The 23,229-nt window shown below is 65.3% G+C and carries 24 protein-coding genes; 8 read left to right on the forward strand and 16 right to left on the reverse strand.

Annotated features, from left to right (window positions below):
* Nucleotides 1-152: 152 nt before the first annotated feature.
* Nucleotides 153-743, forward strand: a complete 591-nt coding sequence (nfuA, locus tag FHR94_RS01660) for a Fe-S biogenesis protein NfuA (RefSeq protein WP_183323865.1) — start codon at nucleotides 153-155, stop codon at nucleotides 741-743.
* Here the strand turns inward: nfuA and FHR94_RS19815 are convergent.
* Complete coding sequence (locus tag FHR94_RS19815; protein WP_183323866.1) at nucleotides 734-1,783, reverse strand: DNA-binding protein; 1,050 nt, start codon at nucleotides 1,781-1,783, stop codon at nucleotides 734-736. The two genes, nfuA and FHR94_RS19815, sit on opposite strands and share 10 nt — an antisense overlap.
* Before the next feature lie 257 nt (nucleotides 1,784-2,040).
* Here FHR94_RS19815 and FHR94_RS01670 point away from each other — a divergent pair, with 257 nt between their 5' ends.
* Both FHR94_RS01670 and FHR94_RS01675 read left to right on the forward strand, forming a co-directional pair.
* The gene (locus FHR94_RS01670; RefSeq protein WP_183323867.1) at nucleotides 2,041-3,246 is read left to right on the forward strand and encodes a tyrosine-type recombinase/integrase; all 1,206 of its coding nucleotides are present in this window, start codon (nucleotides 2,041-2,043) and stop codon (nucleotides 3,244-3,246) included.
* 26 nt (nucleotides 3,247-3,272) lie between these two features.
* The gene (locus FHR94_RS01675) at nucleotides 3,273-3,704 is read left to right on the forward strand and encodes a SufE family protein (protein WP_183323868.1); all 432 of its coding nucleotides are present in this window, start codon (nucleotides 3,273-3,275) and stop codon (nucleotides 3,702-3,704) included.
* On the opposite strand, the gene FHR94_RS01680 is transcribed toward FHR94_RS01675, so the two are convergent.
* The 10 genes from FHR94_RS01680 to FHR94_RS01725 form a co-directional block, all read right to left on the reverse strand.
* Nucleotides 3,668-4,075, reverse strand: a complete 408-nt coding sequence (locus tag FHR94_RS01680; RefSeq protein ID WP_183323869.1) for a ribbon-helix-helix domain-containing protein — start codon at nucleotides 4,073-4,075, stop codon at nucleotides 3,668-3,670. The genes FHR94_RS01675 and FHR94_RS01680 overlap by 37 nt on opposite strands.
* 92 nt (nucleotides 4,076-4,167) lie before the next feature.
* Nucleotides 4,168-4,752, reverse strand: a complete 585-nt coding sequence (locus tag FHR94_RS01685) for a DJ-1/PfpI family protein (protein ID WP_183323870.1) — start codon at nucleotides 4,750-4,752, stop codon at nucleotides 4,168-4,170.
* Nucleotides 4,753-4,838: 86 nt separating this feature from the next.
* Nucleotides 4,839-5,183 (reverse strand): membrane protein insertion efficiency factor YidD, encoded by a 345-nt coding sequence (yidD, locus tag FHR94_RS01690; RefSeq protein WP_183323871.1) that lies wholly within the window; start codon nucleotides 5,181-5,183, stop codon nucleotides 4,839-4,841.
* A gap of 3 nt (nucleotides 5,184-5,186) precedes the next feature.
* On the reverse strand, nucleotides 5,187-5,627 hold the full coding sequence (hisI, locus tag FHR94_RS01695; protein WP_183323872.1) for a phosphoribosyl-AMP cyclohydrolase: 441 nt from the start codon (nucleotides 5,625-5,627) through the stop codon (nucleotides 5,187-5,189).
* A 19-nt stretch (nucleotides 5,628-5,646) separates the two neighbouring features.
* A complete protein-coding gene (locus FHR94_RS01700; RefSeq protein ID WP_183323873.1) occupies nucleotides 5,647-6,102 on the reverse strand; it encodes a transcriptional repressor in 456 nt (151 codons plus the stop codon).
* 32 nt (nucleotides 6,103-6,134) lie between these two features.
* The gene (locus FHR94_RS01705) at nucleotides 6,135-7,124 is read right to left on the reverse strand and encodes an alpha-L-glutamate ligase-like protein (RefSeq protein ID WP_183323874.1); all 990 of its coding nucleotides are present in this window, start codon (nucleotides 7,122-7,124) and stop codon (nucleotides 6,135-6,137) included.
* A gap of 4 nt (nucleotides 7,125-7,128) precedes the next feature.
* Nucleotides 7,129-8,643: an inactive transglutaminase family protein gene (locus FHR94_RS01710; RefSeq protein WP_183323875.1), complete on the reverse strand. Its 1,515-nt coding sequence runs from the start codon at nucleotides 8,641-8,643 to the stop codon at nucleotides 7,129-7,131.
* Between the two features lie 41 nt (nucleotides 8,644-8,684).
* On the reverse strand, nucleotides 8,685-9,527 hold the full coding sequence (locus FHR94_RS01715) for an ATP-dependent zinc protease family protein (protein ID WP_183323876.1): 843 nt from the start codon (nucleotides 9,525-9,527) through the stop codon (nucleotides 8,685-8,687).
* Nucleotides 9,528-9,663: 136 nt separating this feature from the next.
* Nucleotides 9,664-12,729 (reverse strand): efflux RND transporter permease subunit, encoded by a 3,066-nt coding sequence (locus tag FHR94_RS01720; protein WP_183323877.1) that lies wholly within the window; start codon nucleotides 12,727-12,729, stop codon nucleotides 9,664-9,666.
* Complete coding sequence (locus FHR94_RS01725) at nucleotides 12,729-13,865, reverse strand: efflux RND transporter periplasmic adaptor subunit (protein ID WP_183323878.1); 1,137 nt, start codon at nucleotides 13,863-13,865, stop codon at nucleotides 12,729-12,731. The genes FHR94_RS01720 and FHR94_RS01725 overlap by 1 nt, the downstream gene beginning before the upstream one ends.
* Before the next feature lie 326 nt (nucleotides 13,866-14,191).
* Here FHR94_RS01725 and FHR94_RS01730 point away from each other — a divergent pair, with 326 nt between their 5' ends.
* Nucleotides 14,192-14,740 (forward strand): DUF3833 domain-containing protein, encoded by a 549-nt coding sequence (locus FHR94_RS01730; RefSeq protein ID WP_183323879.1) that lies wholly within the window; start codon nucleotides 14,192-14,194, stop codon nucleotides 14,738-14,740.
* 70 nt (nucleotides 14,741-14,810) lie between these two features.
* Here the strand turns inward: FHR94_RS01730 and FHR94_RS01735 are convergent, their stop codons facing one another.
* The 4 genes from FHR94_RS01735 to gorA all read right to left on the reverse strand — a co-directional run bounded on the left by FHR94_RS01735 (nucleotide 14,811) and on the right by gorA (nucleotide 18,903).
* Complete coding sequence (locus FHR94_RS01735) at nucleotides 14,811-15,227, reverse strand: ectoine synthase (protein ID WP_183323880.1); 417 nt, start codon at nucleotides 15,225-15,227, stop codon at nucleotides 14,811-14,813.
* Between the two features lie 108 nt (nucleotides 15,228-15,335).
* A complete protein-coding gene (gene ectB / locus FHR94_RS01740; protein WP_183323881.1) occupies nucleotides 15,336-16,604 on the reverse strand; it encodes a diaminobutyrate--2-oxoglutarate transaminase in 1,269 nt (422 codons plus the stop codon).
* A gap of 118 nt (nucleotides 16,605-16,722) precedes the next feature.
* Nucleotides 16,723-17,301 carry a diaminobutyrate acetyltransferase gene (ectA, locus tag FHR94_RS01745; RefSeq protein WP_183323882.1) on the reverse strand — a complete coding sequence of 193 codons (579 nt, stop codon included), beginning with the start codon at nucleotides 17,299-17,301 and terminating at the stop codon, nucleotides 16,723-16,725.
* Between the two features lie 240 nt (nucleotides 17,302-17,541).
* Nucleotides 17,542-18,903 (reverse strand): glutathione-disulfide reductase, encoded by a 1,362-nt coding sequence (gene gorA / locus FHR94_RS01750; RefSeq protein WP_183323883.1) that lies wholly within the window; start codon nucleotides 18,901-18,903, stop codon nucleotides 17,542-17,544.
* A 188-nt stretch (nucleotides 18,904-19,091) separates the two neighbouring features.
* Between gorA and can the strand changes: the two genes are divergently transcribed.
* From can to FHR94_RS01770, 4 genes are all read left to right on the forward strand, one after another.
* A complete protein-coding gene (gene can, locus FHR94_RS01755; protein WP_183323884.1) occupies nucleotides 19,092-19,745 on the forward strand; it encodes a carbonate dehydratase in 654 nt (217 codons plus the stop codon).
* 81 nt (nucleotides 19,746-19,826) lie between these two features.
* The gene (locus FHR94_RS01760) at nucleotides 19,827-20,846 is read left to right on the forward strand and encodes a hydrolase (RefSeq protein ID WP_183323885.1); all 1,020 of its coding nucleotides are present in this window, start codon (nucleotides 19,827-19,829) and stop codon (nucleotides 20,844-20,846) included.
* Nucleotides 20,847-20,989: 143 nt separating this feature from the next.
* Complete coding sequence (locus tag FHR94_RS01765) at nucleotides 20,990-21,622, forward strand: hypothetical protein (RefSeq protein WP_183323886.1); 633 nt, start codon at nucleotides 20,990-20,992, stop codon at nucleotides 21,620-21,622.
* Between the two features lie 186 nt (nucleotides 21,623-21,808).
* Entirely contained in the window at nucleotides 21,809-22,552 is a 744-nt protein-coding gene (locus tag FHR94_RS01770; protein WP_183323887.1) for a Crp/Fnr family transcriptional regulator, read from the forward strand.
* A gap of 54 nt (nucleotides 22,553-22,606) precedes the next feature.
* Here the strand turns inward: FHR94_RS01770 and msrA are convergent, their stop codons facing one another.
* Complete coding sequence (gene msrA, locus FHR94_RS01775) at nucleotides 22,607-23,221, reverse strand: peptide-methionine (S)-S-oxide reductase MsrA (protein WP_183323888.1); 615 nt, start codon at nucleotides 23,219-23,221, stop codon at nucleotides 22,607-22,609.
* Nucleotides 23,222-23,229 lie beyond the last annotated feature (8 nt).

Genomic DNA, 23,229 nt, shown 5'->3' on the forward strand with positions numbered 1-23,229 from the left:
GCCGGCCCCTGGCGGCAGGGGCCCGGCGTATAACCGAGTAAAACCGTCGGGATTGTCTCCCGGCAGCGGGTCGCTTACCATAGGGGCATGCCATTCCTCGGCCGAGCCCTGCAAACACCCCGACCCGGCTTGGCGCGACCAGTGAGAGTCTCATGAGCGACAGCATCCAGATTACCGACAGTGCCCAGGATTACCTTGCCGAGCTGCTGGCCAAGCAGAACGTCGAGGGCATCGCCGTGCGCATCTTCATCACCCAGCCCGGCACGCCCTATGCCGAGACCTGCCTGGCCTACTGCCGTCCCGGTGAGGAGGAGCCCAGCGACGAGCGGCTCGAGCTCGACAAGATCGCCGTCTACCTGGACAAGAACAGCCTGCCGTTTCTCGAGGAGGCGGTGGTTGACTTCAATGCCGATCGCATGGGCGGTCAGCTGACCATCAAGGCGCCCAATGCCAAGATGCCCAAGGTCAATGCCGACAGCCCGCTGTCCGACCGCGTCAACTACGTGCTCTACAGCGAGATCAACCCGGGGCTGGCGGCCCACGGTGGCGAGATCAAGCTGGTCCAGCTCACCGAGGACCAGGTGGCCGTGCTGGCCTTCGGCGGCGGCTGCCAGGGCTGTGCCGCCGTGGACCTGACCCTCAAGGAGGGCGTCGAGAGGACCTTGATGGAGCGCATCCCGGAGCTCGCCGGTATCCGCGACGTCACCGACCACACCGACACCACCAACGCCTACTACCGCTGAGGCGTCGGCACTGCCTCGCGTTCCTCCCCGGGCCCCGCATCGTCGGGGCCCGCCTCGTTTCCGACCGCTTCGATTAGCCGGGACTGGGTCTCGCGAATCCTTTCCAGCGACGACCAGAGGCGATCCTCCAGCCGGCGCTCCAGGGCTTCCATGCGCTCCTGGCGTGATGCCAGGGCCTGCTGGCTGTCCTCCAGCCGCGCCGTCAGGCGGGTGTTTTCCTCCTCCAGCGCCGCCCGGGCCGCCTCGACGTCGCGCCCCGCCTGCTGCTCCTCGCTGAGCGCCACGCGCAGCGCCTTGTGCTCTTCCTGCAGCGTCTCCAGGCGTTTCTCCAGCTTGTCGTGGCGGCTGACATGAGCCTTCTCGGCGGCCTGGCGCTCCTGGCGAGCTTCATCGAGCAGGCTCATCAGGCGGGCCTCCGCACTCTCGTGACGCTGCTCTTCCTGCGTGAGTCGCGCCTGAAGCGTCCTCTCCTGCTCAGCCAGTGCCTGGCGGTGGGCCTGGGCCTGGCCCTCGAGTTCCGCCTGCAACGCCTCGAGCCGGGTTTCCAGCCGCCCTCGGCTCTCTTGCTGCCGCGCTTCTCGGTGCATCAGGGCCTCATGATCGGCCTGCAGCCGCGCCAGCTCCATGGCTTGGGCCTCGAGGCGTTCCTCGGTACGGGTCAGGTGGCCGGAGAGGGCCGACTCACGCTGTTCGGCGTCTTCGGCATGGCGTGCCGCCTCGGCGGCCTGGTCCCGTGATTCGGCCACCTTGTCGTCGGCCTCGCGGCGATAGTGGGCGAGGGCCTCGTTGGCGGCTTCCTGGGCCTGCTGCCACAGGGTTTCGGCCAGTTCCTGTAATGCGACCGGCATGCCGCGGGGCGGCGGGACATCGCGGTTTTCCTGGCGACGGGTCCGCCATTCCCGCAGATGCTCGCTGATGGTGGTGAAGCTGCCGGTGCCCAACACCTCGCGGATCTTCTGCACGCTGGGGGTATCGCCCTGGGACAGCAGGGCATCAATGGCCCGCTGAACATCCTCGTATTGCACACCGCTGCGTGCCATCTCGTCTCCTTGTCTGTCGGACCTGACCGGGCTTGGGCAGGGTCTGGCGAAGCTTACCCGGCGGCGGAGTAGAGATAAAGGTTATTACATAAAACGTAATACGTAATTTACATTATCTTTCTTGGACTAAAATCAAGATTACGCGGCTTATCTTGCTTTTATTGCCAGGAAACCCGGATACTGACGAGCAAGGAGCAAGGAGCAAGGAGCAAGGAGCAAGGAGCAAGGAGCAAGGAGCAAGGAGCAAGGGAGAAGAGATGGATAGTGAAGCGAGGCAGGCGACGCCCGGTGAGACGGTGAGTGTGATATCGGCCGTACGCGAGCGACGTGCGCAGCCGCCGGAAGAGCCGGCAGGCCTTCACATCACCGCCGGCAGCGATGCCGAGGCGGTGGCGCAGTGGCTCGCCGAGTATCGTGCCAGCCCGCATACCCAGCGGGCCTATCGCCGCGAGGCGGAGCGATTGTTGCTGTGGCTGGCGGATCAGAAGATGACACTGACTGCGCTGCGCCGGGACCACCTCGATGCTTTCGAGGCCTTTCTCGGCGACCCGCGCCCGCGGGAGCGCTGGGTCGGCCCGACGCGCCCTCGTCATGACCCGCGCTGGCGGCCCTTCCGCGGCCCGCTGTCGCCGGCCAGCCGCCGGCAGAGCCTGGTGATCTTGCAGGGACTCTGCGCCTGGCTGGTCGAGGCGGGCTGGCTTGGCCACAACCCCTTTCGGCTGATGCGCGACAAGCGCCGCCGCCTGGACAACCGGCAGGGCAGGGTGGAGCGCTATCTGGAAAAACCGCTGTGGGACTGGCTATGGCGCTGGCTGACACGCGCGCCTGCCGCCGAGGCCACGTCCCGAGAGCGCTTCGAAGCCAGGCGACGGTGTCTGGCGTTCGGCTTCGCCTATCTGCTGGCTCCCCGGATCGGCGAGATGGCCGCGGCCCGCATGAACGACTTCCATCGGCGCGAGGGTCGCTGGTGGTGGGCGGTGGTAGGGAAGGGCGGCAAGGCGGCGAGCATTCCGGTACCGCCGGACATGCTGCGCCTGCTTGGCGAGTGGCGAGGCCATCTCGGCCTCGCTCCCGAGCCCGGCCCGGACGAGACCACGCCGCTGCTGCGGGGGCTGGACGGTCGCCGCGGCCTGGGCGAGAACCGCCTGTACCGGCTGATCCGCGCGACCTTCGACGCGGCCGCCACGGACCTGGAGGCGACACCGGGTGCCAAGGCAGTCCGGGAGGTCAGCCTGCTGCGCCGGGCCACACCGCACTGGCTGCGCCATACGGCGCTCACCCACCAGGCCCAGGCGGGGGTCGAGCTGCGTTACCTGGCCGAGACCGCGCGCCATTCACGGCTCGATACCACCAGCCGCTACCTGCATGCCGAGGAGGCGGAATGGCATCGCCAGCAGTCATGGCATGGCTTGGACACCGACGCCAGGCAAGGGGCGGACGACGGTCGGGGTCAACCGGTATAATGGCGTTAACACATCGAGGAGTGCCTATGACCACCGAGACCACCGCCGAGCAGGCCCAGCAGGAACTCCTGGAGGAGTTCGAGCTGTTCGACAACTGGATGGACCGCTACCAGTACATCATCGACCTGGGCAAGCAACTGCCGACCTTCCCCGAGGACTGGAAGACCGATGAGCGCAAGATCCAGGGCTGCCAGTCCAATGTCTGGATGCACCATCGCCGCGAGGGCGAGCGCCTGCACTTCCAGGCAATCTCCGACGCTGCCATCGTCTCGGGGCTGATCGCCGTGCTGATGCGCATCTACAACGATCGCCGGCCTGAGGACATCCGCGCCACCAGCCCGCACTTCCTCAAGGACCTGGGGCTCGACAAGCACCTGTCGCCGACCCGCAGCAACGGCCTGAATGCCATGCTGGAGCGGATCTACCGGGTGGCCGAGCAGGAGGCGGCCTCGGCCTGACGGGCGGCCGTCGCCGTTCCGGCCGGGCGATAGTGGCGCTCCCGCGCGAGGATGGCATCGGCATCCAGGGCGGCGAGGGAGGCCTCCTGCCGGGTCGGCACCTCTCCCGCCAGCTGCAGAGCGAGATAGCGGCCACAGCAGACACGCAGGAAGGACGCGAAGTTGTCGACATCGCGTCCCGACTCGTCCCACTCACGAGAGAGCTGGGCGATGAGTTGGCTCACGCTCAGCCGGTCGCGGCGGCCAATTTCCTCGAGCACGCTCCAGAAGAATCTCTCCAGGCGTACACTGGTGCAGACGCCGTCCAGGCGCATAGAGCGGGTCTGCGACTCCCACAAGGCAGGGTCGGCGCCGCTGAAAAGCTTGCACATGGTCCCGGTCTCCTTGACGGCATGGCGGTACCGCCGCATGAAGTGCCAGACGACAGCATGCCGCCTGGCGAGGGGATCGGCAAGTCGCCGCCTCAGGCGTGGCTGATACGCGTCCCGAGCAGGTCGAGATACTGGGCCAGCCACGCCGGGTGCGCCGGCCAGGCCGGGGCGGTGACCAGGTTCCCGTCGGTCACCGCATCTTCCACGGCGATATCGGCATAATGGCCACCGGCGAGCTCCACCTCGGGACGACAGGCCGGATAGGCCGAACAGCGCCGACCCTCGAGCACCTTGGCGGCGGCGAGCAGTTGGGCACCGTGGCAGACGGCCGCCACGGGCTTGTCCGCCTCGAAAAAGTGCCGAACGATCTCGATTACCCGGGCGTCGAGACGCAGGTATTCCGGTGCCCGCCCCCCGGGAATCACCAGCCCGTCATAGGCCGCCGGATCGACCTCCTCGAAGCTGGCATTGAGCGTGAAACGGTGTCCCGGTTTTTCGGTGTAAGTCTGGTCCCCCTCGAAGTCATGGATCGCCGTGGCCACGCTGTCGCCGGCGCGCTTGTCGGGACAGACCACGTCGACGCGATGGCCGACGGCCTTGAGGGCCTGAAAGGGGACCATGGTCTCGTAGTCCTCGACGTAGTCGCCGCACAGCATCAGGATTCGCTTACCGGACATGGCGTTACTCCTCATCGTTAGCGTTGGGGTGGGATGTCCGGCAGCAGTGTGGCATAGGCAGGCCAGGAACAGGTGGTAGCCCGCTACTACAGGGGATCGCGTCGGGAGTCAGCGTCGCGGTCGTGAGCGGGGCAGTAGCGAAACCGCTCGTCGAGGTCCGGGTCCTCCCGACACAGGGTCTCGCTGGGACCGCCCGGTACCGGGTCGATCCCACCCTCGCGGCCGGGGTGACAGCGCGTGATGCGTCGCACGGCCAACCAGGTTCCACGGACGGGGCCGTGGACGCGGAGCGCTTCCAGGGTATAACTCGAGCAGCTCGGCCAGAAGCGACAGCGCGGGCCGAGCAGGGGGCTCAGGGTCAGCTGGTAGAGCCTGATCAGGCTGATCATCGCCAGGACCAGGGCGTGTCGCAGGAGAGCAGGGCCGCGCATGGTTCAGCGCGGGCCGTAGAGGGTGGCAGGGTCGATCAGCGGGGCGCTGGTCACCCGCGCCTGATCGCCTTCCAGGGCCACGTAGAAGCAGCTACGCCGGCCACTGTGGCAAGCGGGCCCCGTCTGGTCGACCTGCAGCAGCAGGGTATCGCCGTCACAGTCCAGGGCCGCGCCCTGGAGGCGCTGCTGCTGGCCGGAGCGTTCGCCTTTGCGCCATAGCGTGCCACGCGAACGCGACCAGTAGCAGACCCGGCCGGTGCGCAGGGTCTCCTCCAGGGCCTCGCGGTTCATCCAGGCCATCATTAGCACCTCGCCGCTGTCGTGCTGCTGGGCGATGGCCGGAATCAGGCCATCGGCATTGAAGCGGATGGCGTCGAGGATCTCGGGCAGGGGTCGACGGGTCTCGACGGCGGCGGTTTCCAGCGTCTTGAAGGTGTCGTGCATGGCAGTTCCTGGCAAAAGGTCAGGACCCGGTCGCCTCATGGCCCCGGCAGCTGTCGCAGCGCCCCAGCAGTTCGATGGTCTGACGCTGCACGGCGAAGCCGAGCTCACGGGCGCGGCGGGCGAGCTGTGCATTGATGTCGTCCAGATGCAGCTCCTCGACGCGTCCACAGTCGCGACAGATCAGCAACTGGAAGCCGTGGGTGTGCTCTGGGCAGGGGCAGGCCACATAGGCGTTCAGTGACTCGATGCGATGCACGAGCCCCTGTTCGATCAAAAAGTCGAGTGCGCGATAGACGGTCGGCGGACGGGCCGCGGCATGCTCGGCCGCCAGGCGGTCCAGCAGGTCATAGGCCTTCAACCCGCCGCTCGCCTCGGCGATCATTTCCAGCACCCGCTGCCGAATGGGCGTGAAGCGCACGCCGCGTCGCTGGCACTGTCGCTCGGCCTGGTGGAGCAGGAGGCGGGAATCGGTCATGGGCATGAGGGGCTCGGGGTGAGGCCTGTATTCTACGCGCCGGCCTGCTCTGGAGCCAGCGCGAGGCCGGTCTCGAGCTCGCTGTGACGCGCGAAGTGGTGTTGCGCGAAGGCCACGCGCTGGGCGGCATCCCGCGCCTCGGTCTGGCGCTCGACCAGGTCCAGGCGCGGCCGGAGTCCCTCGCCATTGGCCATCTGGATCGCCAGCCCCGGACGGGCATTGAGCTCGAGCAGCATGGGCCCATGGTCGCGGTCCAGCACCATGTCGGTGCCGAGATAGCCAAGCCCGGTCATCTCGTAGCAATCCGCGGCCAGCAGCAGCAGCGTCTCCCAGCCGGCGATCTTCAAGCTGGCAAGCTCGTGGCCGGTATCCGGGTGGTCATGGCGAGTACGGTCGAACTGCACCCCACGGATGGCCGCCCCCGTGGCGATGTCGATGCCCACGCCGACCGCACCCTGGTGGAGGTTGGCCTTGCCATCCGAGGCGGCGGTGGAGAGACGCATCATGGCCATCACCGGGTAACCCTGAAAGACGATGACCCGGATATCCGGCACGCCCTCGTAAGTGTACTCGGCGAAGGTCGTATCGAAGTTGATCAGTCCCTCGATCAGCGCCACGTCCGGCGACCCTCCCAGGGAATAAAGGCCGGAGAGGATGTTGGAGACATGGCGCTCGACATCGCTCAGGGTCAGATGGAGCCCGCTGGGCTTGACGTACTGCCCCCCCTCGACGCGCTCGATGACCAGGATGCCCTTGCCGCCACTGCCCTTGGCCGGCTTGATCACGAAGCCCGCGTGGCCGTCGAGCATCTGACGGATGTGCTTGACCCCGAACTGGGTGGCCACCGTGCCGATCAAGGCCGGCGAGGTGATGCCATGCGCCTGGGCGAGCAGCTTGGTCTTCAGCTTGTCGTCCACCAGCGGATAGAGACGCCGGTTGTTGTAGCGGCCGATATAGCGGATGTTGCGGCGGTTCATGCCGATGATGCCCTTGGCACGCAGCTTGCCGGGGGAACTCCACATGGCGTCAGTCCTCTGTGACCGGTTTGAAGCGGCGCAGCTCGAGCAGGCGATAGCCGGTATAGTTGCCCAGCATCAGGATCACGGCCATCAGGATCAGCTGGATGCCCAGGAAGTTGAAGGTGAGATGACGGATCCAGGGATTGTTCATGGCCAGGTAGGCCAATACCGCGGTGAGCAGGCTACCGCCCCCTTGGATCAGCACCTCCTTGGGGCCTTCTTCCTCCCAGAGGATCGACATCCGCTCGATGGTCCACGACAGGATGATCATCGGGAAAAAGGTGATGGTCAGCCCGGCATTGAGGCCGAAGCGATAGGAAAGCACCGAGAACACCGAAATGATCGCGATGACCGTGATGATCACCGCCGTCACCCGGGCCACCAGCAACAGGTTCAGGTAGGAGAGGTAGTTACGGATCACCAGGCCCACGGCCACCACCAGCAAGAAGCCGATCAGCCCGGTGACCAGCGTGGTCTGGATGAAGGCCAGGGCGATCAGCACCGGCATGAAGGTGCCGGAGGTCTTGATGCCCACCAGCACCCGCAGCAGGACCACCACCAGGGCACCGATGGGGATCAGCAGGATGGTCTGGAAGAGGGCCTGTTCCTCTAGGGGCAGACTGTGGATCGAGAAATTGAGCAGGGTGCCGGTGTCCTCGGCCAACTGGCGGCGCACGGCGGAGGCGGCCGGCTGGTTGCGACTGAGCATCGAGAAGGAGACCTGCGAGTTGCTGCCGCCCTGGACCTCCAGCACGGCCTGGCCGCCGGCCTCCCAGAGCAACAGGTTGTCGGGGCGACCCTGTTCGCCGGTAGCCGGGTTGAACAGCACCGACTCGCCGCTCTCGTCGAAGACCTGGATCCAGGAGGTCAGGCTCTGGCGCCGCCGTCCGTGCTCGAGCATCAGGCCGCTGACCTCGCGGGCCTGGATACCGGCCTGGTTGAGCAACCGCACGAGCAGGGGGACGCGATCGAATTGGGTCAGCAGCAGGCGGGCATTCTCGCCTTGACGTTCGTCACTGAAATCGCTGATCAGCCCCCGGGCGAAGGTGTAGGCGTCGGCGCTGCGTGACCAGGCCCGGTCGATCACCTGGGCGGCGGCCGTGTCATAAGGGCGCTCCCAGACGACATCCACAGGACTCGGTGGCGGTGGGGCCATGGCTGGACTGGCCTGGGGCGCGACCAGTACCTGAACGCTGTAGTAGAGTTGCTGGCTGCCGGAGGCATCGCGGATGGACCACTCGGCGCGGCGGCTGCCATTCTCGTTCAGGTAGGTCAGGCCGTAACCGGGCGAGGCGGTATGTTCGGTCAATACCCGGAAACCCTCCTGGCTCGATGGCAGGGCCATGTTGACCTTGGCCGGACCGCCATCGGCGCGAAAGTTCACCTGGGCTTCGATCTCCCAGACCTGACGCTGCTCTCCCGGAGTCCAGGGCACCTCGAACTGGAGATGGCGATGGAGGGTCAAGGCGATGCCGGCGACCAGCAGGAGCGCGACGACCAGGTAGAAGGGCAGTCGTGACATGGGAAGATCCTTGGCGAATCGGGAGGAGAAAGCGGCCAGGGTCAGGCGTTGGGCGCATCGCGTTCGGCCGCCTCGTCGGCGGCGGCTTCATCGGCCGGACTTCCTCCGGGGAACTCCGGACGCGCATGCAGGTACTGTCCGGCGACGTCGACGACGGCGATGTCCATCAAAAAGCGTCGGCCCAGCAGGACCGGGTAGTCGAGGGGAGGGCGATCGTCGAGGGTGAACTCCACCGTCTCGCGCAGCGGGCCGAGGGTCATCAGCAGGCGGATTACCGGCCGGGAGTCCTCGTCACCCGCCTGGGTGGTGCGCACCCGACGTTCCACGGCGGCCTCGATCCATTGGTCTCGGACATCCTCGACCACGACGTCATCCTCGTCGAGGCTCAGCTTGAAGCGCACCCAGTTCTCGCCATCCCGTTCGAAGGCGGTGATATCCGTGGCGGCCAGCGATGAGGTCCGCGCCCCGGTGTCGACCCGAGCCTGAAGATAGGTCCCGACATCCGGTAGCCCGACCCATTCGTTGCGGCCCAGTACTTCCTTGTTGGCCAGTTGGCCAGTCTCCAGGGAACAGCTGGTGGTAGAGGACGGCTCGGGCGTGACCCGGTCGAGCGTGGCTACCTCGTCCTGAAGGTGGCGCAGGAGGGTACCGACCTCGCGGATATCGGCCCCCATTCGATCGAGGCGCTGAACCTGTTCGGAGCGGTACTGCTGATCGGCGCACTGGCTGACGATCACCCCTTCCAGCCTGCTGGCATAGGCATCCAGCTGGGCCGTGGTGGCCAGCTGATCGTGGGGGTCTTCCTGATCCGTGGGTAGCCAGGTACAGCCGCCCATCAATGCCAGTCCGACCAATGCCATCAGGTATGAAGAACGATTCAGCATGTGACTCCTGCTCGTGTATTGAGCCGTCGAAATCCGACCCTGACCACCGTCGGCATGTTCAAGGTGAAGTGATGATAAGGAGCAAAGCCGGTGCTGTCCATGTGAGGGCCCCGAGGTGAAGCGGTGCTCGTCGTCCTTACGCCTTGGCTGACCTCTCGACACCGGCATCCCTGGCGGCATTGTGATCCCGTGCCAGCAGCAGATAGAACGCCGGAAGCACGAACAGCGTGAACAGAGTGCCGATCCCGAGGCCCGACGCGATGGTCAAGCCGATGTCGAAGCGGCTCACTGCCCCGGCGCCGGTCGCGACCAGCAGCGGCACCATGGCCATGATCAGCGCCACCGAGGTCATCAGGATCGGACGTAGCCGTATGGCCGATGCCTCGATCACGGCCTCGCGCTTGCCGAGGCCCTTTGCATGCTGCAGCTGGTTGGCGAACTCGACGATCAGGATCCCGTTCTTCGCGACGACCCCGATCAGGGTGATCAAGCCCACCTGAGTATAGATGTTGAGGCTGGAGATCCCGAGGGTAATGAAGGCCATGGCACCGGCGACCGACATGGGCACCGAGACCAGGATGATCAGCGGGTCACGCCAGCTTTCGAACTGAGCAGCCAGTACCAGATAAATGACGATCAAGGATAGGAAGAAGGTCAGTACCAGAGCACTACCCTGGGTCATCAGCTGGCGAGATTGCCCCTTGTAATCGACCGAGTAGGCGGGGGGTAGGCCGTCGGCCGCGGCCTGATTGAGCCAGTCGAGGGCATCCCCGAGCGCGATGCCGGGGCGAGGCACCCCCTCGAGAACCACCGAATTCAGCTGCTGGAATTGGGTGCGCTTGGATGGTTCGACGGTATCCGCAAAGCTCACCAGATTGCCGAGCGGCACCCGATCCCCGGCGTCGGTCTCGATGTAGTAATCGTCGATCATCGACGCATCGAGTCGGAAGGCCTGCTCGACCTGAGGAATGACCTTGTAGCTGCGTCCTTCCATGCTGAAGCGGTTGACGAAGCCTTCGCCCAGCATGGCCGAGAGGGCTCGACCGATATCGGCCATGGTCAGGCCGAGATCCGCCACCCGGTCACGATCCACCTGGATACGGGTCGACGGCCGATCGAGATCGATGGACTTGCGCAGGAAGGTAAAATTGCCGCTGGCCATGGCCTGGCCGAGAAGATCGTCGGCCATGGCGTTGAGCTCCGCGTAGCTGTTGCCGGTGGTCAGCACGAACTGGACCGGCAGGCCACCCCCGGAACCGGGAAGTGACGGTCGCGGGAAGGCTGCGGTCTGCAGGCCGGTGACCCGGGACAGCGCTGCCTGGAGGTTGGGCATGACCTCCATCTGGGAGACCTCACGCTGGCTCCAGGGCTCCATCTTGAAGCCGCCGAAGATGGTGTCGGCGCTGGTGCCGCCCAGGATCATGAAGGACTCGTGGTAGCCCTCGATCTGCTCCATGCGTGATTGGATATCACTGGCATAGCGCTCGAGATATTCGAGGGTTGCCGTCTGCGGTGCGGTGCCCTGGAAGAAGATGATGCCCTGGTCCTCGGTCGGAGCCAGTTCGTTCTGGCTGGTAATGAACATGAAGTAGATCGACGCCAATACCACGGTGGCGAAGACCACCGGCACCGAGACGGTGTCCAGCGTGCGCGAGAGCAGGGTGCGGTACCCATTGGCCATGCCGTTGAAGGTGGCTTCGACACCCCGCTCGAAGCGCGACGGGTTGCCGTGGGGCTTCAATACCTTGCCCGAAATCATCGGCGATAGGGTGAGGGCGACGATGCCCGAGATCACCACCGCGCCGGCCAGGGTGAAGGCGAACTCGGTAAACAGCGAGCCGACCAATCCCCCCATGAAGCCGATAGGGGCATAGACCGCGACCAGCGTCGTGGTCATGGCGATGATCGGCACCGCCATTTCCCGGGCACCGTTGATGGCGGCCTGGAAGCGCGGTTCGCCATTCTCGATATGGCGATGCACGTTCTCCACCACGATGATGGCATCATCCACCACCAGGCCGATGGCCAGGACCATCGACAACAGCGTCAGCAGGTTGAGCGAAAACCCCAAGTTCAGCATCACGAAGGCGGCACCGATCAGCGACAATGGCACCGCCACGGCCGGCACCAGCGCCGCCCGAAAGGACCCCAGCGACAGGAAGATCACCACCAGCACGATGCCGATGGCCTCGAGCAGGGTCTTGATCACCTCGCGGATCGAGTCCTCGATAAACTCCGAGGCGTCATAGGGCAGCACGACATTGAGCCCCGCCGGCAATTGCCGGCGGATCTCTGGCAGCGCATCGCGCACGGCGCGCGCCACCTCGAGAGGGTTGGCCCCCGGTGCCTGTTCGATGGCCATGAAGGTCGACGGCGTGCCGCTATACCAGGCCGTGCTGTCATAGCTTTCGGCGCCCAGTTCCGTGCGCGCCACATCGCGCAGGCGCACCAGGTTACCGCCGTCGTTACGCACCACCAGCGATTCAAACTGGGCCGGGTCGGTGATGTCGGTATCGGTGGTCAGATTGATGGCCACGAACTCGCTGCGCGTCTTGCCGACGCCCGCCTGGTAGTTGTTGTCTTGCAGGACGTCGATAATCTCGCCGGGCGTGACATTGAGGGCTGCCATGCGCTGCGGATCGAGCCAGATTCGCATGGCCAGGCGCTGGCCAAAGTTCCTGGCCTTGGCCACGCCGGGGAGTGCCTGCAGCTTGGGCTGTACCACACGGATCAGGTAGTCGGTGATCCTGGGCACCGCCATGCGATCGGAGTAGAAGGCCAGATACATGAGGGCCGTGGAGTCACCGGTCGACGACTCGATCACCGGGCTTTCGGCCGCCTCGGGCAGCACGCTGCGCTGACTCGCCACCTTGGCCTGCACCTCGGCCAGTGCAGCATTGGCATCGTAGTTGAGCTCCATGTTTACCTCGATGGTCGAGGCGCCCTGGATGCTGGTGGACTCGATGAAGTCGATGCCGTTGGTCTCGGCGATGGCCTGTTGCAGGGGGGTCGTGACGAAGCCCTGTACCAGGGCGGAACTCGCGCCGGGGTAGGCGGTGGTGACCGTGATCACCGTACTCTCGAGTTCGGGGTACTGGCGAACTTCCATCTCCATGGCGGCTCGCAATCCCATCAGCAGGATCAGCAGACTGATCACGGTGGCAAGCACCGGCCGCTGGATGAAGGTATCGGTGAATCTCATCAGCCTTCTACCTTCTCGTCACGGACGGTCCTTGTCTTATCGGCGCTATCACGGCCCTGGGCCTGCTCGGTCACCGAGACCGGCTGGCCATCCCGCAGCCTCAAGAGCCCGGTGGCCACGACCCGATCGCCGGCCTCGAGCCCGTCGAGGATCTCGATCTCATCGCCACGCACGCTGCCGGTGGTGACCTGCTGGCGGGAGGCGATGGTCTGCCCCTGGTCGTCTTCCACCACCTGGAAGACGAAGTCGCCGTAGGTATTGAAGGACAGGGCGGTGCGGGGCAGGGTGAGGACCTCACGCGTCTCGGGCGCCAGGGTGCTGACATCGGCAAACATGCCGGGACGCAGCGCATGGTCCGCGTTGTCGAGCCTGGCCCGCACATCTAGGGTGCGGCTCGATGCATTGACAGATGGCGCGACGGCGAGGGTCTCACCGGTGAACAGGCGGTCGGGATACGCCGCCACCCGTACCTCGACGGCGCGGCCCGGGGCGACGCGCTCGAGCTGTCTTTCCGGCACGCTGTAATCGACATGGATCGGGTCGAGCATATTGAGGTCGACGATCGACGTGCCGACACTGAGGTACTCGCCCAGGTCCACCTGTCGCAGGCCTACGACCCCCTCGAAGGGGGCACGAATGGTCTTCTTGGCCAGTTGGGCTCGCTGCTGCTCGACATCCGCCTGTGCGGCTTGGTAGTTGGCGCGTGCCTCGTCGTACTGGGACTGGGAGATGGCGTTGCGGGGTAACAAGTCCGCATAGCGCTGGAAGGTCTCGTTGGCGAGACGGGCCCGGGCTTCCAGGGCGGCCAGCGCTGCCCGGTCGACGCTGTCTTCCAGGCGGATCAGTACGTCCCCCTGACTAACGCGCTGGCCGGACTCGAAGGCCACCTGGCTGACCACGCCGGGGACCTCGTTGGCCACTTCGACGCCATTGATCGCCCTTAGCGACCCCACCGACGTGAGCGCCGCGCGCCAGGACTGCGGCTGGATGCGTACCGTTTCCACCGGCGTCGAGGGCGGCGCCTGTGCCCGCTGGGCCTCGCTCTGTTGCTGCTGAACGTATTTCCAGCCGAAGATGCCCCCCAACACGACGGCCAGCACGAGGATGACGATGATGAGACGCACGAAGGTTTTCATGGGTCAGTGTCCGCTAGGGTGTCGACCGAGCCGTATCGCTGCCAGGGGCCTGAAGGGAGAAGAATCCGTTGCCCATCATGAGTTCCCGGCCCGTCTATGGCTAGTCATGAAGGGCCAACGCTCAGGATGGGGTGCGCCTCATCGAAAGGCGATCATCAATATTTAACATAATATACATTATGCGAACCCAGGCGTTGTGCCTCACATGCGATGTCTCGCGTGTCTGGCATACCGACAGGATGCTCGCTATATTGCTATTCACAGACTATACAAGGATTCTTTTAATGTACAATATTGCTCGGCGACGATCTCCCGAAAGTGACCCGATGCCCAGCAGGCCATCCGGATGGCGGATCGCGGCCCTGATGGCGGCGCTCTGGCTGCTGTCCGGCTGCGCCGGTGTCGATATCGCGCGCTACGCAGGCACCACGCCGCGGCTCGACATCGGGGAATACTTCGACGGCCAGACCCGGGCCTGGGGCATGGTCCAGGACTATTCCGGCGAGGTGCTGCGCCGCTTTACCGTGGAAATCGATGGCCACCTGGAGGGTGATACCCTGCGGCTGGACGAGCATTTCACCTATGCCGATGGCGAGACCGACCGACGGGTCTGGACCTTACAGCGTCGTGAGGGAGGTCGCTGGCTCGGCCAGACGGACGATGTGGAGGGCGTGGTCGAGGCGCGTCAGGTCGGCCATGTCTTCCATATGCGCTACCCATTGGCGGTACCCCTCGACGGGCGGGACATCACCTTCACGATGGACGACTGGATGTACCTGCAGCCCGACGGTCGGCTGATCAACCGCACCGCCATGCAGAAGTTCGGGGTGACTCTGGCCGAGATCACCATCGTCTTCACCCGCGCGTCGCCCTGAGGGCCGGCCGGAGACGACAAGGCCCCGGGCCTGGGAGCCCGGGGCCTTGTCCGCAGACGGCAAGGACCGATCAGATCGGGGTCTTGTCGTCCGGCTCGTTGGCCGGTGCGTAGGAGCCATCCTCGCGATGGACTTCCTTGCCGGTCAGGCCCGGCGTGAACACGCAGGCCAGGTGCATGGTCTTGCTGGCACGCAGCAGATGCTCATCATGCTGGTCGAGGATGTAGATGTCCCCCTGCTTGATCGGCCAGATCTTGCCGTCGGCCAGGGTCTCCACCTCGCCTTCCCCTTCCATGCAGTAGACGGCCTCGAAGTGGTGCTTGTAGTGGATGTGGGTCTCGGTCCCTTCGAAGATCCGCGTGATGTGGAAGGAACAGTTGCCGCCATCGTCGGCCAGCGATAGGCGCGTACTGTCCCAGTTGCCGTTCTCGGCCGCCACAAGGCGTTCGCCGTGTTGGCGTTCTTTCTCGACATTGCGAACGATCATGGATGAACTCCCTTTGTTCCGGTCCAGTGACTGGCCGGCGCGAGACCGGCCGATGACCCCTTGCCCCACCGGCCAAGCACGGCGAGGCGCAGGATAGCTACAAGCCTATCAGCTGAGTGCCTGCTTGGCGCTGTTTTCCAGGATGTCGAGCCCCTCGAGCAGGTCCTCGTCGGTGATGGTCAGCGGGCACAGGCACTTAACCACCTCGCCATCCTGGCCGCTGGTCTCGATGATCAGGCCGTTCTCGAACGCCTGGGCGGTGATCTTGTCCGCGATGTCACCGCTGCCCACGTCGATGCCGCGCATCAGGCCGCGGCCCCGCTCAGAGGCCTCGATGCCCTTCTCCTCGCTGAGCCAGGCGGCGATCTGCTGGAAACGGTCGGCGACCACCCTGCCCTTGCGCTGCACATCGCGCTCGAAGGTGTCGTCGCTCCAGTACTTGTGCATGGCGGCGGCCGCCGTGGTGAAGGCCAGGTTGAAGCCACGGAAGGTGCCGTTGTACTGGCCGGGTTTCCACTTGTCGAGCTCGGGGCGCATCAGCACATGGGCGAAGGGCAACCCGTAGCCGGACAGCGACTTGGAGTTGGTCACGATGTCCGGGATCACACCGGCATGCTCGAAGCTGAAGAACTTGCCGGTGCGTCCGCAGCCGGCCTGGATGTCGTCGACGATCAGCAGGATATCGTGCTCGCGGCAGATGCCCTCCAGGCGCTTGAGCCACTCGAGGCCGGAGACATTGATGCCGCCCTCGCCCTGCACCGTCTCGACGATGACCGCGGCCGGCACGTCCAGGCCGCCGGACTTGTCGCCGAGCAGCTTCTCGAAGTAGTCCAGGGTGTCGGTACCCTCCCCCAGGTAACCGTCATAGGGCAGGAAGGCGGCGCCCTGGGTCGGCATGCCACCGGTGGCCTCACGGAACTTGCGGTTGCCGGTCGTGGCCAGGGCGCCCATGGTCACGCCGTGGAAACCGTTGGTAAAGGTCACGATGTTGTGACGCCCCTTGGCCACACGGGCCAGGCGAATGGCGGCCTCGACGGCATTGGTGCCGGTCGGCCCCGGGAAGTGGACCTTGTAGTCCAGGCCGCGCGGCTTGAGGATCACCGTTTCCAGGGTCTCCAGGTAGTCACGCTTGGCGGCGGTCCAGAAGTCCAGGCCATGGACGATGCCGTCGCTGGCCAGGTAGTCGACCAGCGCTTGCTTGATGTGCGGGTTGTTGTGGCCGTAGTTCAGGGTGCCGGCACCGGCCAGGAAGTCGATGTACTCACGGCCGCTTTCATCGGTCAGGCGGGCATTCTGCGCCTTGGTGAAGACAACCGGAAAGGAACGGGAATAGGTCCGGACATCGGACTCCATGCGTTCGAGGATCTGGGTCTGCATTACGACCTCCTGTTGTGCCCTCCAGGGCATTGAAAGGGTGAAGGGTAAAATGAAAGGACAAGACATCGCCGACCGCCCCGGCTGCTCGGCAGCCAGGGAGGCAGCAAGGATGCGCGCTTCAGATGCGATCGGTCTGGAAAGGCCCGATGCGGACCAGGTTCTCGGGATCGTGCTCGCCACCGAGCTGATCGGTAGAGAAGTATTCCCGGCTGTTCAGAGGGGCCTGCCAGCGATCCGCCAGGCGACGAAACAGCCCCCAGGACGCCTGGTTGTCCGGGGTGATGGTGGTCTCGAGATGGTGTACTTCGGCCATCTCGGGACGCGACATGACGGCTTCTACCAGGCGGCGGGCCAGGCCGGTGCCGCGCGCCTTCTCGCCCACGGCGACCTGCCAGAGGAAATAGGTGTCGGGGGCATTGCTCTTCACATAGCCGGAGACGAAGCCGACGATCTCGCCTTCGGTGTTGGTGGCCACGGCACAGCTGTCGCGAAACTGGGTGGCCAGCAGCAGGTAGGCATAGGCCGAGTTCACGTCCAGCGGCGGACAAGACTTGACCAGTTCGTAGACCCCCCAGCCATCGTCGGGGTTAGGCTTGCGGATGAACAGCGGTGCCGAATCATGGCCGACCACGGCATCGGCCACGGAGGGGCGTGCCAGGGCGGCGGAGGGAGTGAAGGGCTCGGAGGTTGCGTTCATGTTTATGCTTCGCTGTAGCGAATTTGGTGAAGGATTATAACAGTGGCTTATTAGCTTTTCAAAACGCTGATTATCCTGCTGACGGAGATCCATAATGAAAAATTATGCTATGCGGGGGCATCACCGCGGGAAAGCCGCCCCTGCCCTTCCAGAGTCTAGTCCACTTCCCTGCCCTCGCCCGACCAGACGCGCCCGGGGCCATCCTGGGCTGGCCTCTGGCCTGCCGGGTGAGCCGAGGGATCAGGTCCGGGTCGGGCTGCGCATGGTGACGAACTCCTCCGCTCCGGTGGGATGGATACCCACGGTGGCGTCGAAGTCGGCCTTGGTCAGTCCGGCCCGCACGGCGATGGCGATGCCCTGGATCACCTCACCGGCCTCCTCGCCCACCATATGGGCACCGACCACCACGTCACTGGCCGCGTCGACGATCAACTTCATCAGACAACGCTCGTTGCTGCCGGAGAGGGTATGCTTCATGGGCCGGAAGTCGGCCGTATAAACGCGAATCTCGCTATGCTGGTTGCGGGCCGCCTCCTCGGAGAGGCCCACGGTGCCAATATTGGGGTGGCAGAACACGGCGGTGGGGATGTGGGCATAGTCCAGGGGGGCCGGCTCGCCGTCCTCGAAGTGGTGTCGGACTAGCTGCATGGCCTCGGCCAGCGCCACCGGGGTGAGTTCCGGCTCTCCGGTGACGTCGCCCAGCGCCAGGATCGACGGCACCGAGGTCTCGAAGCGCTCGTTGACCTCGAGATGGCCACTGTCGGTCAGCGCGACTCCCAACGCGTCCAGCCCCAGACCGGCCAGGTGCGGATGTCGCCCGGTGGCGGCCAGCACCGCGTCCACCTCAAGCTGCTCGCCGCTGGTCATGCTCACCAGCAGACCGCCCGCGACCGGTTCGATCGAGGCGATGTGGGTCTCGAAGTGCAGGTGGACGCCCTTCTTGGCCATCTCGTCGCGGGTGAACTCGCGGACCTCGTGGTCGAAGCCACGCAGGAACAGCTCGCCTCGGTAGATCAGGTGGGTCTCACTGCCCAGGCCGTTGAAGATGCTCGCGAACTCCACCGCAATGTACCCTCCGCCCAGGACCAGGAAGCGCTCCGGAAAGGTCGCCAGGTCGAAGACCTGATTGGAATTCACGGTCAGGTGACTGCCGGGGAAGTCCGGTACCCAAGGCCAGCCACCCACCGCCACTAGGATCTTCCCGGCGCTGAAGCACTCCCCGTTGACCTCCACGTGATGCGCGTCGCGCACCCGGGCACGGCCATTGATCAGCCGCACCCCGGCACTGTCCAGCAGCCGCCCATAGATGTCATTGAGCCGCTTGATCTCACCGATCTTGTTATCGCGCAGGGTCGCCCAGTCGAAGCGCGGTGCCTCGGTCAGGTGCCAGCCGAAACCGCCGGCATCCTCGAAGGCATCATGGAAGTGGGCGGCATAGGAGTAGAGCTTCTTGGGCACGCACCCGACATTGACACAGGTACCGCCCAGGTAGCGATCCTCGGCCACGGCGACCCGGGCGCCGGTGGCGGCGGCGGTCCGGGCGGCACGCACGCCACCGGAGCCGGCGCCGATGACGAAAAGGTCGTAGTCGAAGTCTGACACGGGAGTCTCCTGTCGGTGAGGCGGGCCTGGTCAGGCCCGGTGTGAACACTGCCCGGGATCATACCAGTCCACCCGCGTGCCCGGGAGACGGTTGACCCCTTTGGCCGAGAGCGTTAAAAGATGACACATCCCGCTTTAACCTCCTCCCTGCACCAGCCGGGATGGCCGTTTCCGGAGTCTTTGCCCTCATGAAGCACGACATCGAAACCCTGCTGGAGAACAACCGCGCCTGGGCGGCGCAGATGTGTCACGACGATCCGGACTTCTTCGCCCGCCTGGCCCGCCAGCAGACGCCCGACTACCTGTGGATCGGCTGCTCCGACAGCCGTGTCCCGGCCAACCAGATCATCGATCTGCCCCCCGGCGAGGTCTTCGTGCATCGCAACGTGGCCAACCTGCTCCACCACAACGACATGAATGCGCTGTCGGTGGTGCAATTCGCCGTCGACGTGCTCAAGGTGCGCCATATCATGATCGTCGGCCACTATGGCTGTGGTGGCGTACGAGCCGCGGTCACCGGCGGCGAATGCGGCATCGTCGACTACTGGCTGCACTCGGTACGGGAGCTCTATAGCCACCATCGTGAGGCCCTGGAGCCCCTGCCCCTGGACCAGCAGGTCGATCGCATGTGCGAGCTCAATGTCGAGGCCCAGGTCAATAACCTCTGTCGCACCAAGATCATCCAACGCGCCTGGCAGCGCGGTCAGTCGCTCTCGGTCCACGGCTGGGTCTATGGCCTGAGCGATGGTCGGATCACCGACCTCGACTGCAGTGTCCATGGCCTCGACCAGGTCGCCACCCTGTATCGTATCGACCGCGTCACGCCCGCCGACAACGACTGAACCTGCCTGGCCCGACGCCATCCTTCGTCGGGCGCCTGGCGTCTCGGCCGACTTCGCGAGGCGCCGATCGACACGCACACGATGCACATCGCCGACTTCCGTCCTCCACCGGGACTCGCCAACCGGCATATCCAGACCCTGCTGCCGCGCTGCCTGCCACGGCCCGCCTTCTTGGGGAGGACGGAGATCCTGACCTTGCCCGATGGCGACTTCGTCGAGCTGGCCTGGGCCAGCGAGCCACCGGATGACACCGCGCCTGTGTTCGTGCTCTTCCACGGCCTCGAAGGCTCGGTGCACTCGCCCTACGCGCGTCATCTGCTACATGCGGCCGCACGCCGCGGCTGGCGCGCGGTACTCATGCACTTCCGCGGCTGTGGCGCCTTGCCCAATCGCCTGCCCCGGGCCTACCACAGCGGCGATACCGCCGATGCCCATTGGCTGCTGACGCGACTGGCTCGCCGCTATCCTCGCGCCCTGCGCGTGGCGGTTGGTGTCTCCCTGGGCGCCAACATGCTGATCAAGCTGGTAGCGGAAGAGGGCGGGGACGGTCTCGACCTGACCGGGGTCATCGCCATCGGCGCGCCCCTGGACCTCGCCGCCTCTGCCGACGCCCTGCGACATGGCGTCGCCCGGCTCTATGAGCGCCACCTCCTGGCCTCGCTGAAGCGCAAGGTGGCAAGGCGCCTGGCGCGCGGCGAGCTGCCGCTGGCACTGACGCCTGGGGCGCTGGGAAAGCTCGACAGCCTGCGGGCCTATGACGATGCGATCACGGCCCCGCTGCACGGTTTCGCCGACGCCGAGGACTACTACCGGCGGGCATCCGCGGGGCCGCTACTGGGGGATCTCGAGCTGCCGACGCTGCTGATCCACGCCGACGACGATCCCTTCATGCCGCCGGCGCTCTTCGCGCGGCTGCCGGCTCCTGCGTTTCCGGTCCACGTGGAGGTCGCCCACCACGGGGGCCATGTGGGGTTCGTGGAATGGCGCCAGGGACGTCTGGCCAGCTGGCTGGCGCGTCGGGTCGGCCAGCAGCTGGATGACTGGCAGTCGACGACGGCCGCCATCCGCGCCGCCCTGGACCCCGATGAGGCGTCCTGGTGAGGGTAAAAAAAAAGTAATTAACTCATGTTAGCAGACGCCGACGGCGTTATTTCCTAACCTGACCCCAACCCCTGGCACGCGACGGTCTACGCGACCGCGGTGCTAGCCCGGATAGCACAACCTACAAAGAGGTGGGGCAAATCGTGAGCACGCCACGTGTTACCAGCCGAGACGATCACCCGCTCATCAAGACAGGACAGCCACCCTGCGTTATCACCTTGACCGAGGAGCTTCTGGCGCTGGCCAATGACCATGAACGCCACGAGTACCATCGTTATCGCTGGCTGTCCCTGCGCTTCTTGACCTATCACCGCGGCATCAGCAAGCTCATGCAGGCCCTGGCCGGCGAGAGTCAGCAGCGGGTCAAGGCCCTGATCGAAGCGGCGGCGTCGCTGCCGATCCGTGAGCCCGTGCTTCGGGACCCGGCCACCCAGGCCTGGCAGCCCCCCGCCATACAGTCTCCCTTCTTCATCCACGATGATGATGTGGCGGCCCATGAGCTCAGCCGGGCATTGCTCGAGGAGTGGCGGTCACGACGCTTCTATGAGCATCTGCAGGCGTGCAATGGTACCCCCGACCTGCATGGCTGGTTGAATGCCTGCATTGGCCAGGCCCGGTCACAGTTTCAGATCCTCCAGGAAGCCGAGGGTCAGCTGCCGGCTCTGCCCTGCCCGCCTCGTGAGATCATGCGGCCCGCGGTCAGGCATGCTTCCCGACGCGGGGGCCTCGGCGGACGGCGTCCCCGGCCAGGACATCCCGGGGCCGCTACCCCCTAGACATCGATGGATTGATCTGCCCTCGCCTTCTCGCCGGTCCTGTTCCCGGCCCGATATCGCATGGAGGGTTCCGGCGACCGCAACTAGACTGAAGGGATGCGAACTGCCATCCCGGCAGCGTCCGACGACCTCAAGGAGTCGATACATCCATACATATCGCCCATCCCCTAGCCGAGGGCGCCTGGCATGAGCCTCCTCCAGACCACCATGGGACGCCATGTCGAGCTGAGCGAATCGGAGATACGGCTGCTGGCCGGGTTCGAGCAGCATCCCCAATCCGCCGCGAAGAATGAGCGGTTCTGGCGCCCCCGCACCAAGGTCGGTGAGCTGTTCATCCTGCAGAGTGGTTGGGCCTGCACCGTCCGTTGCACCGTAGACGGCGACCAGCAGGTGATCGAGTTGCTGCTGCCCGGTGATATCATCGGGCTCAGGGAATTCACCTTCATGCGCCACGTGACCGAGGCCAGCATGATTACCCGGGGCATGGTCCAGTCTTTCCCTCACGAGAATATCGTCGATATCATCGAGGCCTCCACGCCCCTGGCGATCGCCCTGTTTGCCAACATCAGCCGTCAGGAAGCCCTGCTCACCGAGCGGATGCTGATCACCCTCCATCGCAGTGCGCGCTCACGGGTCCTGCATTTCATGATCGAGACCTTCTTCCGCCTCGACAAGGTGCAGCACGTCGAGCTGGCGTCATTCGAGTTTCCCGTTTCCCAGCGTCTGCTGGGCAACATACTGGGCCTGTCGCCGGTGCACATCAATCGCATCCTCAAGACGCTGGAGGAGGATGGCGTGCTGAAGAAGCATCGTGATCATGTCGAGGTCCATGATCCGCAACGGTTGATCGCGGAAGCCGAGTTCGACGCCGATTACCTGAGCGATGAAATGAACGGCCTTAAGGTGCGGCTGGCGCGGCTTCGGCACTAGCCTCGCCGAGTCGCCTTCATGACGCCGATATCCCGCCGGCGAGGCGCTCGGGGATCAACCGATCGGGCAGCCGACGCCGGTGCCCCTCAGGCCACAGTAGCCGCCCGGGTGCTTCGCCAGGTACTGCTGGTGAGCTTCCTCGGCATAGTAGAAGGTCGTAAGCGGTTCGATCCCGGTGGTAATGGTGCCCTTGCCGGCCCGCGACAGGGCCCGCTGGTAGGCCTCGCGGCTACGTTCGGCCGCCGCTTGCTGGGCCGGCGTGGTGGTGAGGATGAGCGAGCGGTACTGGGGACCGATATCGTTGCCCTGGCGATCGCCCTGGGTCGGGTCATGGGCCTCCCAGAACAGACGCAGCAGGGTCTCCCGATCGACCACCGTCGGGTCGAAGACCACCCGCACCACCTCGGCATGGCCGGTCAGGCCGGTGCAGGTCTCCCGATAGGTGGGGTTGGGCGTCGCCCCGCCGGCGTAGCCTACCGCCGTGACGTGGACACCGGGCTGTTGCCAGAACAGCCGTTCGGCACCCCAGAAGCAGCCCAGGCCCAGCACGATCTCCTCCATGCCATCCGGCCAGGGAGGCTGCATGGCGTGGCCGTTGACCCGATGAATGCCGCTGATCGGCATCGGGGTGTTGCGCCCTTCGGGCGCATGGACGGGATGCAGGGGCATCGAGATCT

This window comes from Halomonas cerina, from assembly GCF_014192215.1.
Lineage (GTDB): Bacteria > Pseudomonadota > Gammaproteobacteria > Pseudomonadales > Halomonadaceae > Halomonas > Halomonas cerina.